Consider the following 17,554-nt stretch of genomic DNA (forward strand, 5'->3'; position numbering starts at 1 on the left):
TTCAACCTATGTAACAGGAGAAGACCTCGGTCATCGCATTTAAGACTGAACAGCAAACAAGCACAGACTCCGTGGAAGAGACTGTGCTTGAGTTCACGGTTGCAACTGCCGGGTTCATACCTGGGCGAGCAACTGACTATTTTGTTACAGGACGTGCCTCACGTTCGATCTGCTGAGTTAAAATGAAGAGAAGCTGCATGGATCAACAGGCGACCATGCAGCTTCAGTGTTTAATTCCGGTGCGGGTTCGATTACTGACCTTCTCCAACAATCGTTTCCGGACGGGACACCGGTTTGCCTTCAAGCAGGCACTCAATGGCATGAGCGACACCGTTCTCGACATTAGTCAGCGTTATGGCTTTGGCTAATGCCTGGATTTCGGGTTCGCCATTACCCATGGCGATGCCGAGTCCTGCCATTTCTAACATGGAGACATCGTTGAAGTTATCGCCGATCGCTACGGTATCTTCCATCGAGATGTTCAGGTGAGCCGCCAGTTTGGTGAGGGCATTACCTTTGGATACGTCCGGGTGCTGCATTTCGAAGTTATGCTCAAAGGATACAACCATAGCGACATCGGATCGGGAAGCGAAGTATTCTCGTCCTGTTTTTACTTTGTCCGGATTCATGGAGAAGGCCATAATATTATAGATATAGGCTTCTGCCGGAATTTCGAGGTGGCTGTTTACGCGGTGGTAGTCTTTTTTGTCATAGTGTTTCTTGATGCCCCGAATCATGCGTTCAATGTCCTCACCAGGGTTCGAACCAAGAACACGTTCCATCTCGGCGAGCAAGGTCTCATGACTGCTACGCGGGGCATAGATACCTTGTTGCGTTGAAGCCTCATAATAGACATCATGATCTTCCAGCCACTGCATGACGGAAGCTGCTGTATCACGCTCAAGCGGAAGATGGAATAAACGTTCACCGTCTGCATCATGAATCGTCGCTCCGTTGGATCCGATAATTGGGGTTTTGATTCCGCCTTCGCGGCTGATGGTCACCACATCGGAATAGACGCGTCCTGTAGCAATGGTAACTTTCATACCGGATTGCTGGGCCTTTTGGATGGCTGCGGCATTCTCCGGGCTAATCTGGCTATCTCTGTTCAACAAAGTTCCATCTAAATCTGTGGCAAATAATTTCATATATTTACAACTCCTTATCATCTGTTGGTTCAGGAATGAGAATTTCAACCTGTTGTTCGGCTAGGAAAGCAAGCCATTCTTTGGTTGGCCATTGATCCGTAATCAATACATCCACCAATGACCAGTCGGCAAAACGATAACCATAACGTTTATCAAACTTGGATTGATCTGCAAGAACAACAACTTTCTTGGCAGCTTTCATCATTTGATGTTTAATTTTCCCTTCCTCTTCGGAAGCACTGAAGCCATCCATGGTGATACCGCCAATTCCGATAAAGGCTTTATCTACATAATAATGGGAGAGTGTCTCGATCACAGAGGTACCGTAGACATAACGTTGTTCCTTATCTACTTTGCCTCCGAGCAAACGAATCTGTACAGCGGTATGATTGGAGAGAAGATCAGCGGAATGAATCGAGTTAGTAATGACGGTACAGGATTTACCGTTCAAGTTCTCGGCACAGGCTTGCACAGTCGTGGAAGAGTCCAGAATAATGATCTCGCCTTGCCTTACAATGGCCGCAGCGAGTTTCCCGATAGCCCTCTTTTCCTCAGATACATCGAGTAAACGGTCTTTGTAGGATCTGAATTCTTGCGGAGGAGGGGGAAGAATCGCACCGCCACGTGTTCGAATAATGGCATCCTGTTCCTCAAGCTTGATCAGATCCCTGCGTGCAGTATCCCGTGATACATCAAACAAGGCGACAATATCATCGGCTGAGATGCGATTGTGTTTGCGTAGATGTTCAACAATGAGCTGCATTCGTTCTTCTTGAAACAAACATGTCACCTCCGAGTGTATGGATGACCGTACTTATACTGATACTTTAATTATAAGTATTCTTAATGTCATTTGCAATATTATAAGTGAACGTAAGTTTTTTTAAGTGTTTTAATAGATAATTTACATTGTCTCTGCACGGGGGTGACATTGGCATGAACGGGGAGGTGGCTAATAATGGCTCTGAAGAGCATTATGTAATGCACAAAAAGGGTTGAAAAATAAATTTGAAAAAAAAGTATTGCAAGTTCAAATTGTCCTGTGGTATACTCATTATTGTCGCCAAGAAAGATAATTTGTTATTAAGGCCCGTTGGTCAAGGGGTTAAGACACCTCCCTTTCACGGAGGTAACAGGGGTTCGAATCCCCTACGGGTCATATCTTCACTACCTCATGAAATTCTATATTTTCGATGAGAAATCCTCAAAGTCATTGCTCTTATAGACATGAATGAAGCATGGCACATCCGGTGAAGTTTACAGCAAGAGCCATTAGCTCAGTTGGTAGAGCACCTGACTTTTAATCAGGGTGTCGAAGGTTCGAGCCCTTCATGGCTCACCATTTTTATAATTGAATATGCGGTCGTGGTGGAATGGCAGACACGCTATCTTGAGGGGGTAGTGGGTGTATACCCGTGGAGGTTCGAGTCCTCTCGACCGCATCATAGCAACAACGTTATAGGATAGACTTTCATGATCATTCATGGGGGTCTATCTTTGTGTTATACGATATACCTCATCCTATTCCAGGCATATAAAGGCTGAGCATTCAGGAATAATGTGGTATAATTCAAGCAGATGAGTTGATTATTACGGTTGGAAGGCGGTTCTTGTATGCAGTCGATCTATGAGCGAATTGAACACCTGATTGCCGAAAGAGGAATGACCAAGAAGGCTTTCTGTCAACAGCTGAAGATTAGCACAGGCAATCTGGGTGACTGGAAACGTGGCAAGTCTATTCCGAGTACGAATAAATTAATTGAGATTGCTTCGTTTTTTGATGTGAGCCTCGACTGGCTCATGATTGGGCGTCCATCGAAGGAAGCGATGGTTCGGGAAAAACGGGAGGATTATTTTTTTGGCGTTTTGCGGCAATTGAATTGCCAGGAAAGTGAATTATCGACTGTGGAACAGTCTTTTATCAGCGAATATATTGAGTTCACCCGTTACCGAAAATCCAAGGAAAGCAAGGATGGAGGCGACTATCGCTACAAACCTGAGAACAAATCAGGGAACAATTCTGAGGAAAACGAAGCGTAAGTGATATGAGCAGCATCCATAACTGAATGTAGAAAAACCTCTGGACTAATCCGAACACACTCGGAGACAGTTCAGAGGTTTTTTGAATTAACTATGCCTGCTTCATGCCCTTATTTACGAAAAACAAGAGTTTCTTTGCCCAGCAGATGGGGGCGGAGTGTGTTCCAGATCTGAAGGCACTGCTCCTGAAGCTCCCAAGCTGCCATACCAAGGAGTCGAACGCCGATGCCACCTGTTGCCAGCAAACTTGCACCTCCGAGCATTCGTCCATCTGGTGGCAGCGTGGATCTGACTTGTTCCAACTCCGCAGTACCAAGCCCCGGGGCGATCATCCATAACGCAGCGATATGGGTATAGTGAAGGAGAGACGCGGAGTGTTTGGGATCATCGGTATCCGGTTCGAGTCCAAATCGATCCCAGACAGCCAGTTGCTCACCTTGCCATATCTCTGTCAAGCTGCGATAACGCTCGAATTGGAAAGCTTCTCCCCGATGAATCCGTCCGGCAGACCAGATATCTGCATAGGCCAGGATTGCCCCTTCTTCCAGCTCAAAGGTTACAGCGAGCGAAGAAGAACTTCCCTTGAAGGGGATGACGCATTCAGGAAAGTACTCCAGCGTGGCCCCTTTTCCCAACCGAAAGTGATGATTAACGGATGAGGGAATGGAAGGTGTAGGATGAAGTCTGGTAGCAGATGTGCTGCTGAGCATGACATGGGTGCCTTCACCTAATTCCCACTCGGAATGATAATGATCCCCGTTAAGGACTCCGGGCGAGACGTCTGACGTGTACACACATAATTCGGTTCCGCCTCCGGGAGGTCGAAAGGATCGGCTAAACCGGAGTGGTGCGCTGTAATAACGATCGGTCATAACCGTCCGGTCGCCTTGAAAGGCAAAGGTGGCCCGAAGCTCGCTGCGGCGCGTGACGGGCTCACCTGTACTTTCGTTCCGATTCATCTCTGTCCCGGTGGACACAGAAGATGAATTAATGTGAGTGAGTGCCATGTTCATGGCTGTGTGAATGCAGATGTGCAGCGGAAGCATCGTCATCCATATATTGATGTTCAAGCCAGTGGACAATCTCGGGTACACCTTCACCGCTCATTAGATTAGACATGACATAAGGACGGCCTTCGCGTACCCGTTCGGTATCATTTTTCATCACTTCCAGGCTTGCTCCAACGTAAGGGGCGAGGTCGGTTTTGTTGATTAACAGCAGATCTGAACGCGTGATGCCGGGACCGCCTTTGCGAGGAAGTTTCTCCCCTTGGGCGACGTCGATAATGTATATGAATACATCAGCGAGTTCCGGACTGAATGCGGCAGAGAGGTTGTCGCCGCCGCTCTCGATAAAGATCAGTTGCAGATCCGGGAAACGTTCAATCAACTCGTCAACTGCTTCGAAATTCATGGAGGCATCCTCGCGAATAGCTGTGTGCGGGCATCCGCCTGTCTCTACGCCGATAATACGCTCTGGTGCCAATGCGTTCTGACGCAGCAAAATCTCGGCATCTTCCTTCGTATAAATGTCATTGGTGATGACAGCAAGGCTATAACGTGTCCGAAGTGCCTTGGACAACTTCTCCACAAGGGCAGTTTTACCTGAACCTACCGGTCCGCCAATTCCAATTCGCATCGGACGACTCCGATCAAATGCCTTGCGTTCCCACTCCGGATGATGCGTATGATTAGCTCCTCCACACATAACAATTCCTCCTAGTTAGATAAAAGTTGTAGTTAAGACATAAACAGCCGCGCGGGTAAGGTCTCGTGCCGCATGGCGTAGATTTCCTGGGCGATTCCGAAGCTGTGCATATCTTCCGGGTCATTTTCCCGAATGAGTGCCCATTCCGCTTCGATATTATCAAGCAGTTTCTGAATCAACATCTGCGCTTCGGTTTGTCCGATGGGCAGCAGGCGAAGTGCGCTGTTCACATAAGCGTTCACTGAGGTATACAGATGCCCGGTAACGGCTTCATCCAATTCAATCTCCAATTGATAGTTGATATAACCGTGAATGGTCGTGATGCCGCAATACGCGCCATGTTCCCGGATGGCCTCATCAATTAGGGAAAAGTCCATCCATGGATAGAGTGAGCGGGCGAGCTTGAGCAGTCGCTTTCCCATCTTGTGCCCACTTTCCCTCATTTCCCGAGGGGAGCGCTGGGCGTGGACACGTTTGTCATACAGGGCAAGTAGAGCGGCATCTTGTTGTTGTATCGCCTGATAGACGCCTTTGATGGCAAGACCGTCTATTCGCACTAGACTGGAATGAAGCTGGCTGCGAATAAACTGTTCAAGCTGCGCGGTATTTCGCACGGTGCCATCATGCGTGTAAGCTTCCAGACCGAAGGAATGGGAGAAACCACCGATGGGCAGGGCTGAATCCAGCAGCTGAACGTAACGGAGTAGCTTCGTGCCGCTATTCATCACGATCCGTGTCCTCCTCTTGGTGTTTATTTCACAATCGAAATCTAATATAAAATATTTAGAAATATCAGATGAGCAAGCGGTTTACACGAAAACGGAGAGGGCAGAAAAAGCCTGGAGAAGCGCAGCGCTCGCCTTTATCACAAGATTTCTCCCTTTCAAAAGGGGATCAAAGAAATCTGGGGATAACAGCGATCGGAAGGTTGTTCTGCCAGCGGAGTGCCCATGTGTAACCGGAATGGTTCAACTTATATTTCGCTTTTTATATTAAATGTCAGAACATAAAGTACCGCTGTGCCATAGGTAACTCGTCTGCGGGTTCGCAGGTGAGAAGCTCGCCGTCGGCGCGTACCTCATAGGTCTCGGGATCGACTTCAATAACGGGGGTGACGTCGTTATGAATCATGTCTTTTTTACTTACCGAGCGGCAGCCTTTGACGGGTTCGACTCGTTTCTTCAGGCCTAATGACTCTTTGATTCCTGCCTCTGCTGCAGCTTGGGAGACAAAGGTGATCGATCCGCTGGCAATGGCGCTGCCATAAGCTCCGAACATGGGTCTGCCAAATACGGGCTGAGGTGTCGGGATGGACGCATTGGGATCACCCATCTGGGCGAATGTAATCATGCCCCCCTTGATGACAATCTCCGGTTTGACACCGAAGTAGGCAGGGTTCCATATGATTAGATCGGCCAGCTTACCGACTTCCACCGAACCGACAAGGTGTCCAATTCCATGTGCGATAGCGGGATTTATGGTGTATTTGGCGACATATCGCTTGATCCGATCATTATCGGATGGAGAATTCAGGTTGAGTTCAAGTTTGCCGCGCTGTTTTTTCATTTTGTCGGCTGTCTGCCAGGTACGGATAATGACTTCACCCACCCGGCCCATGGCCTGTGAATCGGAACTGATGATGCTGAACACGCCCAGATCATGCAAAATATCTTCGGCTGCGATGGTTTCGGGACGAATCCGCGAATCGGCAAAAGCCACATCTTCCGGGATGGATGGGTCCAGATGGTGACATACCATCAACATATCGAGATGTTCTTCTACAGTGTTGCGTGTGTACGGTCGTGTTGGGTTGGTTGACGAAGGGATAACGTAGGGCTCCCCAGCGGCCCGGATAATATCCGGTGCGTGTCCGCCACCAGCGCCTTCCGTGTGGTACGTGTGAATCGTCCGGCCATTGATCGCGGCCAGCGTGTTTTCGAGAAATCCGGTTTCGTTCAGGGTATCGGTATGGATAGCGACTTGAACATCATGTTCACCAGCGGCAGTCAGGCAGGCATCAATAGCGCTTGGCGTAGTGCCCCAATCCTCGTGCAGCTTCAGACCGATTACACCCGCTTCAATCTGTTCGATTAAAGGTGCAGTACTGGAGCTGTTACCTTTACCGAGGTAACCGATGTTCATGGGAAATGCTTCTGCGGACTCCAGCATCCGGTGAATGTGCCAGGCCCCTGGTGTGCAGGTGGTGGCTTTGGTTCCTGTTGCTGGTCCTGTTCCTCCGCCGATCATGGTTGTTACCCCGGAGGATAATGCAGTCTGAATCTGTTGTGGACAGATGAAATGAATATGGGTATCTATACCGCCAGCGGTTACAATCATGCCTTCACCAGCAATGATTTCGGTGGAAGCGCCGATGACCAGCGCGGGGTGAACCCCATCCATTGTATCCGGGTTACCGGATTTGCCAATGGCGCAGATATGCCCATCCCGAATACCGATGTCTGCTTTTACAATGCCCCAATGATCGATAATGATGGCGTTGGTGATAACCGTATCAGGAGTGCCGTCACTTCTCAGAGCAGAGGTGGACTGGCCCATCCCGTCCCGGATAACCTTGCCGCCCCCGAATTTGCTCTCATCGCCGTAGACGGCATAATCATGTTCAATCTCTGCCCATAGTTCAGTATCCGCAAGTCTTACGGCGTCACCAGTGGTGGGACCGAACATCGACGCGTATTGTTCGCGGCTCATTCGTTTCATGAAGGTTCACCTCCATCCTGTAAGGGAGGGGAGAATGTCTTCAGGAATGCCTCCAGTTTCTGTGGATCAGGGGCCTGATCCGCAGAGCCTTCCGTTAATCCGTTGAACCCGTGTATCTGGCGTTTGCCGCCAAAGGTCGTGAGTTCGACCGGTTTCTCTTCACCGGGTTCAAAACGGACTGCGGTGCCTGCCGGAATATGCAGGCGATGTCCAAAAGCCGAAGCGCGATCGAAGTCCAGTGCCGCATTAACTTCATAGAAGTGAACGTGAGAGCCAACCTGAACGGGGCGGTCGCCGCGGTTAAGGATAATCAGACGTATGGTTGGACGATCCGGATGACAGATGATATCGTCATCTGGTTTCAAGCGATATTCACCAGGAATCATGGCTTCTCCTGCCTTTCTCAGCGTATAGGTTCATGTACGGTAACCAGTTTGGTACCGTCAGGAAATGTGGCTTCTACCTGTACTTCAGGGATCATATCGGGAACGCCATCCATACAGTCTTCGCGTGTCAGGATGGTGCCTCCGTATCTCATTAATTCGGCAACACTCATTCCATCTCGTGCCCGTTCCATGAGTTCGGAGGTCAACAAGGCGATGGCTTCGGGAACATTCAACTTGAGTCCGCGTGCTCTTCGTTCACGGGCGAGGTTAGCGGCCACGGTAATCAGGAGTTTTTCCTTTTCCTGCTCAGTCCAGTGCAAGGCAATCCGACCTTTCGCTTATAGAATCTAATATGTTCATGGATTATATTGTATGTTAAATATACTCACACAGGGTGAATCCTTTGTCAATAAGCTTCAAAGCTTATTAGCAGCATGCATGAAACGAGTAGGCATAAAATAAAATTATGTGAGCTATATTGACATGAAGAGTGTAACACTCCATAATTTGGATCAACGAACATTTCGGGTTTAAATGACCTTAATGTTCGGCAATAGACTAAAAAAAGGGAGTGTAGGCTATTGAAGAAGAGGTCGGTCAAGTTATGGAGTATTTTGCTCGGTGCGGTCATTGTAATGACAGGATGTGTGGAGGGCACTGCACCACCTGAAGCCTCGGGTTCGGGTGGTACGGGAGAGCCGGCTGCATCCGGTGATACGATTAAAGTGGGTATTCTTCACTCCCTCAGCGGAACGATGGCAATCAGTGAGGTATCTGTTAAAGATGCCGAGATGCTTGCTATTGAAGAGATTAACGCCGCGGGCGGAGTTTTGGGTAAACAGATCGAGCCGGTAATTGAGGATGGCGCTTCGGATTGGCCTACTTTTGCGGAGAAGGCTGGAAAACTGCTGCAACAAGATAAGGTCGCTGCTGTATTTGGCGGATGGACCTCTGCAAGTCGGAAGGCTATGCTCCCGGTGTTCGAACAGAACAAGGGTCTACTGTTTTACCCGGTGCAATATGAAGGATTGGAATCGTCGCCAAATATTTTTTATACAGGAGCAACAACCAATCAGCAGATCGTTCCATCCGTAACCTGGTTACTGGAGAACAGGGGCAAGACGTTTTATCTGCTTGGTTCAGATTATGTATTTCCGAAAACGGCCAATCAGGTCATTAAGGCACAACTCGCAGCAGAGGGTGGCGAAGTGGTGGGTGAGGAATACACACCGCTGGGCCATACCGATTACAGTACCATCATTAGCAAAATCAAGGCTGCGAAGCCGGATATTGTATACAATACGCTGAACGGAGACAGTAATGTAGCCTTCTTCAAACAATTGAAGGATGCCGGAATCTCCTCGGATCAGATGACGACCCTCTCGGTAAGTGTGGCGGAGGAAGAAATCCGTGGTATTGGCGCAGACGTATTGAAGGGACATCTGGCTTCGTGGAATTATTATCAGACAACCGATACACCTGAAAATGCAACATTTGTTGCCAAGTATAAAGAAAAATACGGTGCTGATCGAGTGACAGCTGATCCGATTGAAGCGGGATATGTGGCAGTTTATCTCTGGAAGGCGGCGGTGGAAAAAGCAGGATCAACCGACGTGGAGAAGGTGAAGGCAGCTGCAAAGGGTCTGGAGTTTGATGCGCCGGAAGGTAAGGTGACCGTGGATGAAGAGAATCAGCATATCTACAAAACCGTACGCATCGGTGAGGTGCAGGAAGATGGGCAGTTCAAGGAATTATGGAATTCTGGTGAGCCTGTCAAGCCGGACCCTTATCTGAAAACGTATGAATGGGGAGCTTCCCTCAGCGCTAAATAACATAGAAACCTCGCAAATTAACAAAGGCAACTCGCTTCAAAGCAGCTGAATCATAGACGAGGGTGTGATAACACATCCTCTAACCTTATTACGGTAAAGCGTTACTGCGATGCGAAATGTGAGGCTGGTGCAAATTGAAGTCAATTGAAATATCGAGAGTCAGGTATGGAGGAGGGGATAGCGATGGATATGTTTATCCTGCAGATGTTCAATGGTCTGAGTATCAGTTCAATTCTGTTGTTGATTGCATTGGGACTTGCAGTAACGTTTGGGCTGATGAATGTCATCAATATGGCACACGGTGAACTGATCATGATTGGTGCATATGCAACGTATGTAACACAAAATCTGTTCATGTCCTATGCTCCAGCAGCGTGGTTTGGTGCCTACTTTGTTGTGGCTCTGCCGATTGCGTTCATCGTAGCGGCTCTGATTGGCTGGTTGCTTGAAGTGGTGTTGATCAGGCATCTGTATGGCAGGCCGCTGGACAGTCTGCTTGCGACATGGGGTGTAGGCATGATGCTGCAGCAACTGGCGCGTACGATATTCGGAGCACCGAATGTGGGAGTATCCAGTCCAGCTTGGCTTAATGGGGGATTTGCGGTCTCGGATGGCATTGTATTTCCGTACAAGCGGATTTTCATTATCGCCTTGGTTGCGGTTGTGCTGCTCTGTATGTATCTCTATATCTATCGAACATCTTCCGGAAGACGAATGAGGGCTGTAATGCAGAATCGGAGCATGGCGGGGTGTCTTGGGATCTCGACCCGACGGGTGGATGGTATGACCTTTGCCATTGGTTCGGGCATTGCCGGAATTGCTGGCTGTGCATTAACGCTAATTGGTCCGATTGGTCCTTCACTTGGCACGTATTATATTGTGGATGCATTCATGGTCGTTGTTCTGGGCGGCGTAGGGAAATTGGTCGGAACCGTGTGTGGTGCACTGGGGATTGGTATGTTCAACACGCTGTTCGAAACCTATACTTCGGCCTCCATTGGCAAGGTGCTTGTGTTTGTATGTATCGTTGCTTTTCTGCAATGGAAACCACGTGGCTTGGTCGCGATGCGCACACGGAGTCTCGATTAACGTGAAGAAGGGGGTTAGTTCATGTCCGCTTTACTCAAGACTGGCAGTCTGAAAATGAGGATTATCTGGGCGGTTGTGCTCATCATGATGTGTCTTGCTCCACTGATCTCCACGGAGTTTCGTCTGAGTCTGTTAGCCAAGTTTTTGGCGCTGGCGATCTTGGCCATCGGTCTCGATCTGATCTGGGGATACGGGGGTGTGCTGAGTCTTGGGCATGGTGTGTTCTTCGGTCTGGGTGGGTACGCGATGGCGATGTATCTGAAACTTCAGGCCAGCGGAGCAACACTTCCGGATTTCATGGGATGGAGTGGTCTCAGTGGTCTGCCCTGGTTCTGGGAACCGTTTCGCTCTTTCCCGGTGGCGCTGATATTGGGGATAGCCCTTCCGGCATTGCTCGCCTTTGCCCTGGGGTGGTTTACGTTCCGTAACCGGATCACCGGTGTTTATTTTACCATCCTGACTCAAGCCTTGGTTCTTATTACGGTAACATTGTTTGTTGGTAAACAGGAATGGACGGGTGGAACAAATGGCATTACCGGATATAATTCAATCTTTGGTTTTACACTTCATTCCGCTGGAACAACAATAGTTCTCTACTATATAACGCTTGCTGTTCTGGTGATCGCGTATGTGCTCTGTCGTCGAATGGTGAACAGTCGGTTCGGCCAAGTGCTCGAAGCTGCGCGTGATGGAGAGAATCGGGTGCGGTTCCTTGGATATGATCCGGCAGGATATAAAACGCTGGCTTTTGCTTTTTCCGGTGCGCTTGCAGGCATCGCGGGCATGTTGTTTGTTCTCCAGGTGGGTATTATCTCGCCATCGATGATGGGGATTGTGCCTTCCATTGAGATGGTCCTGTGGGTTGCATTGGGTGGTCGCGGTACGCTTATTGGAGCGGTCATCGGAGCGGTGGTGCTGAATGCTGCCAAAACAGGCATAAGTGAGGCTTATCCCGAAGGGTGGCTGTTCGTCATTGGTGGGCTCTTTGTAACGGTAGTTTTGTTCATGCCAAACGGTATTGTAGGTGTATATCGTCATGTCGTTCGCTTGCTGAAGCGGAGAGGAGAGAGTGCGCATGTCCAAGTCACTCGGGAAAAGCCTAAAGTCTACTGAGAAATCAGCGGTGTTGGTGGCCGAGGATATTACGGTGGCCTTTGGTGGGTTCGTTGCTGTCAAAGGCATGAATCTGAAGCTGCATGAACATGACCTGCATTTTCTAATCGGACCCAATGGTGCAGGGAAAACAACGATGCTGGATGTGATATGTGGCAAAACAAAACCCATGTCCGGCTCGGTGAAGATGGCGGATGGTACGGAATTAACACGACTGAAGGAGCACCAGATTGTTCGTAAAGGTGTGGGACGCAAATTCCAGGCGCCATCGATCTTTGCGGGTCTGACGGTACAGGAGAATCTGATGCTGGCGGCGGAGACTCGCCGCTCCCCTTTGCAAGCCATCGGTATTCGTCGATATGGGAAAATGAGTGCTGCCATGGAGCGTGTTACCCTCCAGATTGGACTGCAAGACCGCATTGATGCTCGTGCAGGGGCGTTATCACATGGGGAGAAGCAGTGGCTGGAGATCGGCATGTTGCTTCTGCAGGAGCCGCAGGTGTTGTTGCTGGACGAACCAGCCGCAGGCATGACGGATGAAGAAACACACAAGACCGGGCGACTTCTGCAAGAGATTGCACGTGAACGCTCGGTTGTGGTGGTGGAGCATGATATGGAGTTTGTGCGAGAGTTCGCAGCCAAGGTAACAGTAATGCATGAAGGGAAGCTGCTGAAGGAAGGTACGATGGCGGAGGTACAGGCAGATCCGAAAGTGGCAGAAGTGTATCTGGGCAAAAGGAGGGATGACCATGCTGTCGCTGCAACGAATTGAATCCGGCTACGGGGAAAGCAATGTGCTTCGTGGAGTGAACCTGGATGTACAGCCTGGGCAGGTGGTGTGTCTGATGGGCCGTAACGGTGTAGGTAAAACAACGTTGATGAAAACATTAATGGGGTTGCTCAAAACACGCAAGGGCAGTATTCAGTGGCAGAATCAGGAGTTATCCACCTTGGACACAGCCAAGCGGGCAAGGGCAGGGATTGGTTATGTACCGCAGGGGCGGGAGATTTTCCCGCAGCTTACGGTGAAAGAAAATTTATTGCTCGGTCTGGAGACAAGTGCACCGGGAGTAAAAACGTTCCCGGAGGATGTGCTGGCGATGTTTCCAGTGCTTGCTACGATGTATGGACGGCAGGGCGGGGATCTGAGTGGTGGACAGCAGCAACAGTTGGCATTCGCCCGGGCATTGGCTTCGCGCCCGGGGTTGTTGCTACTTGATGAGCCGACAGAAGGCATCCAGCCTTCTATCGTGGAGGACATTCGGCAGGTTATTTTGCAGCTCAAGGCAAAGGGTGACCTCTCGGTTCTGCTGGTAGAACAGAGTATTGATTTTGTACGAAGTGCCGCAGACTACATCTATATCATGGACAAAGGAAGCATAACCCTGCATGGGACACCGCAAGAACTGGATATGTCGCAGTTTGAACATCATCTCTCCGTATAGTTGTAGTTAGTTGGTTAGTTAGTGTGGCGAGTGGAGAGAGGTTTCAGGAACGCTTGTCCAGGATATTCGAGTATTTGGGATATAACCGCCGGATGCATTCCGGACAGATGTCATGGGTGAATTCGGCGTGGGTATGCTTCTCCAGATAACTCTCAACGGAGTTCCAGTGTTCCTCTTCGTCCTTGATTTGTTTGCAGACGGCGCAAATAGGCAGCAGTCCGCGCAAGGTGCGCACTTCAGACAATGCCTTCTTTAATTGATGTTCTGTCTTTCTCTGTTCGGTAATATCCATGTGTGCAATCAAAGCGAGATCGGTATCCAGAATTGAATTTGCATAAGATAGAGGGGTGAGTTCTACACGAAACCACCTCTTTTCGTTGTATACAGTATACACGCAGATGTCATATGTATGATTTCGATTAAAGGGTATTCCGCGTTCTTTCAAATTCTGTGTGACAAGTGCCATGTTAGCGTTCTTGCCTCGTATTGCCCAGGCTTCCGTCAGATGTAGGTAATGTCTATGACTACTGTGTGTATCCGGGTTTGGTGAGCATTGACCGAGTCCCTGTTGCCAGGCACGGTTACAACTTTGGATAATCCAATTGTGATCAACGATGATGAGTTGGTGAGGTATGGACTGGAATGACAGCCTCTCCAGATCGGATGCAACATGTCTCATGGATGGGACCCTCCTTTGGCAGAAATCTTATCTTAGTTCATCTGGAATATCCAAAATATCAGCGACCAGGTGCCTGAATCGGGTTGCTTTGCGTGTGCCGTGAATGAGATTGGATAAACGGTAGGGTGGGATGCCATGCTGTTCACAAAAGGTCTTCTGGTCCACTTGAAGTTCGGTTAGCCGTCGTTTAATGGCCCATCCGAACGGAGTAACTGGTTTTTTCTTGTTCAAAGGGTTCACCCCTGGTTAGAATGTAGTATTCAGCCGCCCTTTCTTCATGTAGAATATATAGAAATGCGAGCTGTCTGTTTCATTATATACGTAAATTCGTCATCTAACAATTAAAAAAGACGGAAAAAAGTGTATTTTGTGATCATAAATGGCGTAAATACGTAAATAAAACAAATAAAATGACAAAAAACACGTCGGCAAGGAGGTTGCCGCGTGTTTTTTAGTTTGTCTGAATGAAGGGGAGCAGGTATGAGGAGGAAGAGCATTAGGCCCTGTAGGCATGAAGTCCAGCTCCAAGCATATGGAAACTGGGGAAAAACGATTTCATGGACATCGAGGTTGGCTGTGCCAGTCCATCCGCAGCCGAGGCGCTGACGGTCTTCCATTCATTCTCCAGATCTGTGGCCAGGCGGACCATCAGATCTTTGGTTGTATCGTTGTTCAGGGGAATGACTTTGGAGGCTTCGGTTATGCAGGCATTCATGGCTGAATGCAGGTAACCAAGGACCGCCTCCGGGGCCGGGATGTCGAGATGGTGGTTGATCCAGGCGTGAACAGTGGAGAGGCAGCCAACCGAATCGTATTTGGCAAAGATTTGTTCGAGTTGGCTGAAATCAATCCAGGGGTGCAGAGCACGTGCGAGTCTGATCAATCGTTTACCCATAGCAGCAGCTTGTTCTCTGAGATCTCCAGGGGTTCGCTGAACATGGACGAGCTTGTCGATGAGAGCGATCCGCCATGTATCCTTCTGATCTGCTGCGGTATAGATACCTTTGATGGCCATGCCTTCAAGACGAACGATGCTTGGATGCAACTGACAACGCATGAATGATTCGAGATCTTCAGCATTACGAATGGTACCCTCCTTGATATGGATATCCATGCCGAAGGAATGGGTGAACCCTCCAACCTGAATAGAGGAATCAAGCAGTTTGACATAATCGAGCAGCTTATTCCCACGGTTCACAATCATTCGCCTCCTGTGTTCGTTAAATGTCATGTTAAATGACATTTATATTCCTTTTTGATTGATTTACGTTTGAAATTCCGAATTATATGATAGTTATCATCCCATAAATGTCCGCTTTTTGTCAATAGTATCACTGAAATTTAGTAAAATAAATCTGTAATTCAATTAATGTGTTATTTTATATAACACTTAAAGTTAAATATCTGCGAAGTTTAGGGAGGCCTATATTTAAATGAAACAATAAGATCAGCTCGAGCCGGAAAAAGAGGGGATCAAATCTAATGATATGCAGTTCATGGATAAACATGACGAGAATATGCGTTTTTTGAGGAAAATGCCTAGTTGAAAAATAAGGTTTAAAAAATACTTTACTTTTAGTTCTAAACCCGGTATAATCAATTCTGTTGCCGATTATTTACGACATGCGGTCGTGGTGGAATGGCAGACACGCTATCTTGAGGGGGTAGTGGGCGTATGCCCGTGGAGGTTCGAGTCCTCTCGACCGCATCATATGAACGATTACGAAGAAGCTTTCCATTAATGGAAAGCTTCTTTTTTTGTCTTTTTGAACAGTCGGGTATCCAGGGTTGAGAAAAAAGGCCATCCATTACCGGGGGTAATGGTGCTCTACCTTCCGGCTACGGGTGGCCGATGTCCTATTTTTGCAGCAAGTTCTTGATGTCTTCTTCAATCTTGTCAGGTGTTGTTTTGGGAGCGTAACGTTTCACTACCTGTCCGTTCTGATCCACAAGGAATTTGGTGAAATTCCATTTGATTGCTTTGGAGCCAAGCAGGCCGGGTGCTTCTTTGCTAAGGTGCTGGAAGAGAGGGTGAGCGCTTGAGCCGTTGACATCAATCTTCTCAAACATCGGGAAGCTTACGCCATAATTCATCTGACAGAACTCGGCGATATCGTCGGAAGAACCTTTTTCCTGTGCAAATTGGTTGCTTGGAAAACCAAGGACTTCAAACGGCGCATCCTGGAACTTGTCTTGCAGTTCTTGCAGTCCTTTGAACTGAGGAGTAAGTCCACATGAGCTTGCGGTATTTACAATCAGTAACACTTTATCACGGTAGTTGGACATTTCAACTTCTTGACCGCGAAGGGTATTCACTTTGTAATCGTAAACTGTCATCTAATCGCCTCCGTGATATCATCTGATACCTCTTATTATATTGGTTACAATTAATTAATGCAAAACTTATATGGTGTTAAAAGAATCAAAACAGGCAAGTTGTGCAGAATACGTGAATGAAATGTGTAGAGATTTTTGCCAGAGTGAGAATTAGATAGCCTAGAGGAGATAGATAGAGTAAAATCTAATTGTAAGCGTTATTATGTACAGGTATTGGCGGAAATCTGTCGATTCGGTGATCTGTACGGACTTTACACCGTCATGGCGCGGGTGTATGATTCATAACGTAATTTCAAATTAAACTAAATTGTACTTGAAAAATGAAACAAACGATAATATCGCTCGATCTTACCTTAAGATATACGAACGATGTTTTAATCGCTGAGTTTCCATTCATTCATGAGTGGGAAACGGGGGAACCAACGGAATGCGCTGTCTAGGACAGTAGGCATTCATGGGGTGAATTTTCCGGTGAGAGCCGGAAATAGGGCGACTCTCGCGCCCGAATCCGTCAGCTAACCTCGTAAGCGTTAAAGGGAGAGGCAACAAGCCGTACGCTGGTTCATGGCGTTTTCGCCATGGGTTCTTTAAGAAGCGTTCGGGAGGCCTTGGTCCCCCACGCTTCTTTTTTGTTGTCTTTTCACGCCAAGGGAGGAACGAATGATGGATACTGAGATGATCTTAGTGACTGCTCCAAATGAAGCAGGACGCAAATTTATCAAATTGCTAATGTACAAAAAAATGCCGTTTGCCGTTCTAACCAACAGTGCAGGGGAAGAGCGCAGACTCCGTAGAATCGGGGTTGAGCATGTCATTCGCATGAATACGGCTGCAGCTCAAAAATGGTTTTTGCCGCAGGGCAGCGTAGGCAACGTGTTTATTTTCGAGAACAGCCTGAATCTGACCTGTCGTTATTTACAGATCTGCCGTTCATGGACATCGAAATCCCTGTGCGTCATTACGGAACAGAGTCATCCAAAGGGCATCTATCGGGGCATGGGCGCAGACCGGATTGTATATTCGCTCAATGGGGAAGTTGGCTTTCTCCTCAATGGTTAAT

At 48.3% G+C, this 17,554-nt stretch carries 19 protein-coding genes, 4 tRNA genes and 1 riboswitch; of the genes, 11 read left to right on the plus strand and 12 right to left on the minus strand.

What is annotated here, in order from left to right:
• Positions 1–251: 251 nt before the first annotated feature.
• Positions 252–1,148: a Cof-type HAD-IIB family hydrolase gene (locus tag ABTV53_RS06285; protein ID WP_433751691.1), complete on the minus strand. Its 897-nt coding sequence runs from the start codon at positions 1,146–1,148 to the stop codon at positions 252–254.
• Between the two features lie 4 nt (positions 1,149–1,152).
• Positions 1,153–1,929, minus strand: a complete 777-nt coding sequence (locus ABTV53_RS06290; RefSeq protein WP_433751693.1) for a DeoR/GlpR family DNA-binding transcription regulator — start codon at positions 1,927–1,929, stop codon at positions 1,153–1,155.
• Between the two features lie 306 nt (positions 1,930–2,235).
• Between ABTV53_RS06290 and ABTV53_RS06295 the strand changes: the two genes are divergently transcribed.
• The 4 genes from ABTV53_RS06295 (at position 2,236) to ABTV53_RS06310 (ending at position 3,188) form a co-directional block, all read left to right on the plus strand.
• Positions 2,236–2,307 (plus strand) — tRNA-Glu (locus tag ABTV53_RS06295).
• A gap of 107 nt (positions 2,308–2,414) precedes the next feature.
• Positions 2,415–2,490: transfer RNA gene (locus tag ABTV53_RS06300), tRNA-Lys, on the plus strand.
• Between the two features lie 17 nt (positions 2,491–2,507).
• Positions 2,508–2,590, plus strand: a tRNA-Leu gene (locus tag ABTV53_RS06305).
• Between the two features lie 172 nt (positions 2,591–2,762).
• Positions 2,763–3,188 (plus strand): helix-turn-helix domain-containing protein, encoded by a 426-nt coding sequence (locus ABTV53_RS06310; protein ID WP_433751695.1) that lies wholly within the window; start codon positions 2,763–2,765, stop codon positions 3,186–3,188.
• A 110-nt stretch (positions 3,189–3,298) separates the two neighbouring features.
• Here the strand turns inward: ABTV53_RS06310 and ABTV53_RS06315 are convergent, their stop codons facing one another.
• From ABTV53_RS06315 to ABTV53_RS06340, 6 genes are all read right to left on the minus strand, one after another.
• Positions 3,299–4,270, minus strand: a complete 972-nt coding sequence (locus ABTV53_RS06315; RefSeq protein ID WP_433751697.1) for an urease accessory protein UreD — start codon at positions 4,268–4,270, stop codon at positions 3,299–3,301.
• On the minus strand, positions 4,176–4,895 hold the full coding sequence (ureG, locus tag ABTV53_RS06320; protein WP_433751698.1) for an urease accessory protein UreG: 720 nt from the start codon (positions 4,893–4,895) through the stop codon (positions 4,176–4,178). Before ureG ends, ABTV53_RS06315 begins: the two co-directional genes overlap by 95 nt.
• A 32-nt stretch (positions 4,896–4,927) precedes the next feature.
• On the minus strand, positions 4,928–5,620 hold the full coding sequence (locus tag ABTV53_RS06325) for an urease accessory protein UreF (RefSeq protein WP_433754088.1): 693 nt from the start codon (positions 5,618–5,620) through the stop codon (positions 4,928–4,930).
• 274 nt (positions 5,621–5,894) lie between these two features.
• Positions 5,895–7,613 carry an urease subunit alpha gene (ureC, locus tag ABTV53_RS06330; RefSeq protein ID WP_433751699.1) on the minus strand — a complete coding sequence of 573 codons (1,719 nt, stop codon included), beginning with the start codon at positions 7,611–7,613 and terminating at the stop codon, positions 5,895–5,897.
• Positions 7,610–7,999 (minus strand): urease subunit beta, encoded by a 390-nt coding sequence (locus tag ABTV53_RS06335; protein WP_433751700.1) that lies wholly within the window; start codon positions 7,997–7,999, stop codon positions 7,610–7,612. Before ABTV53_RS06335 ends, ureC begins: the two co-directional genes overlap by 4 nt.
• Before the next feature lie 17 nt (positions 8,000–8,016).
• On the minus strand, positions 8,017–8,319 hold the full coding sequence (locus tag ABTV53_RS06340; RefSeq protein WP_076209470.1) for an urease subunit gamma: 303 nt from the start codon (positions 8,317–8,319) through the stop codon (positions 8,017–8,019).
• Between the two features lie 261 nt (positions 8,320–8,580).
• Here ABTV53_RS06340 and urtA point away from each other — a divergent pair, with 261 nt between their 5' ends.
• The 5 genes from urtA to urtE all read left to right on the plus strand — a co-directional run bounded on the left by urtA (position 8,581) and on the right by urtE (position 13,478).
• On the plus strand, positions 8,581–9,831 hold the full coding sequence (gene urtA / locus ABTV53_RS06345; RefSeq protein WP_433751702.1) for an urea ABC transporter substrate-binding protein: 1,251 nt from the start codon (positions 8,581–8,583) through the stop codon (positions 9,829–9,831).
• Between the two features lie 183 nt (positions 9,832–10,014).
• Positions 10,015–10,920, plus strand: a complete 906-nt coding sequence (gene urtB / locus ABTV53_RS06350; protein WP_433751704.1) for an urea ABC transporter permease subunit UrtB — start codon at positions 10,015–10,017, stop codon at positions 10,918–10,920.
• A 21-nt stretch (positions 10,921–10,941) separates the two neighbouring features.
• Entirely contained in the window at positions 10,942–12,033 is a 1,092-nt protein-coding gene (gene urtC / locus ABTV53_RS06355) for an urea ABC transporter permease subunit UrtC (RefSeq protein WP_433751706.1), read from the plus strand.
• Positions 11,996–12,805: an urea ABC transporter ATP-binding protein UrtD gene (gene urtD / locus ABTV53_RS06360; protein WP_433751708.1), complete on the plus strand. Its 810-nt coding sequence runs from the start codon at positions 11,996–11,998 to the stop codon at positions 12,803–12,805. The genes urtC and urtD overlap by 38 nt, the downstream gene beginning before the upstream one ends.
• On the plus strand, positions 12,783–13,478 hold the full coding sequence (gene urtE, locus ABTV53_RS06365; protein ID WP_433751710.1) for an urea ABC transporter ATP-binding subunit UrtE: 696 nt from the start codon (positions 12,783–12,785) through the stop codon (positions 13,476–13,478). The genes urtD and urtE overlap by 23 nt, the downstream gene beginning before the upstream one ends.
• 43 nt (positions 13,479–13,521) lie before the next feature.
• Here urtE and ABTV53_RS06370 read toward each other — a convergent pair whose 3' ends face one another.
• The 3 genes from ABTV53_RS06370 to ABTV53_RS06380 form a co-directional block, all read right to left on the minus strand.
• A complete protein-coding gene (locus ABTV53_RS06370) occupies positions 13,522–14,157 on the minus strand; it encodes a hypothetical protein (RefSeq protein ID WP_433751712.1) in 636 nt (211 codons plus the stop codon).
• Positions 14,158–14,184: 27 nt separating this feature from the next.
• Entirely contained in the window at positions 14,185–14,388 is a 204-nt protein-coding gene (locus tag ABTV53_RS06375; protein ID WP_017690011.1) for a hypothetical protein, read from the minus strand.
• Between the two features lie 265 nt (positions 14,389–14,653).
• Complete coding sequence (locus ABTV53_RS06380; RefSeq protein ID WP_433751714.1) at positions 14,654–15,355, minus strand: urease accessory protein UreF; 702 nt, start codon at positions 15,353–15,355, stop codon at positions 14,654–14,656.
• Between the two features lie 427 nt (positions 15,356–15,782).
• Here ABTV53_RS06380 and ABTV53_RS06385 point away from each other — a divergent pair.
• Positions 15,783–15,865, plus strand: a tRNA-Leu gene (locus ABTV53_RS06385).
• A 149-nt stretch (positions 15,866–16,014) separates the two neighbouring features.
• Here ABTV53_RS06385 and ABTV53_RS06390 read toward each other — a convergent pair.
• Entirely contained in the window at positions 16,015–16,494 is a 480-nt protein-coding gene (locus tag ABTV53_RS06390) for a glutathione peroxidase (RefSeq protein ID WP_433751716.1), read from the minus strand.
• Positions 16,495–16,863: 369 nt separating this feature from the next.
• Positions 16,864–17,039, plus strand: a riboswitch (cyclic di-AMP (ydaO/yuaA leader).
• A gap of 115 nt (positions 17,040–17,154) precedes the next feature.
• Here ABTV53_RS06390 and ABTV53_RS06395 point away from each other — a divergent pair.
• Positions 17,155–17,553 (plus strand): hypothetical protein, encoded by a 399-nt coding sequence (locus ABTV53_RS06395; protein WP_235193755.1) that lies wholly within the window; start codon positions 17,155–17,157, stop codon positions 17,551–17,553.
• Position 17,554 lies beyond the last annotated feature (1 nt).

The sequence above is a fragment of the Paenibacillus amylolyticus genome (assembly GCF_050990605.1).
GTDB classification, from domain to species: domain Bacteria; phylum Bacillota; class Bacilli; order Paenibacillales; family Paenibacillaceae; genus Paenibacillus; species Paenibacillus amylolyticus_H.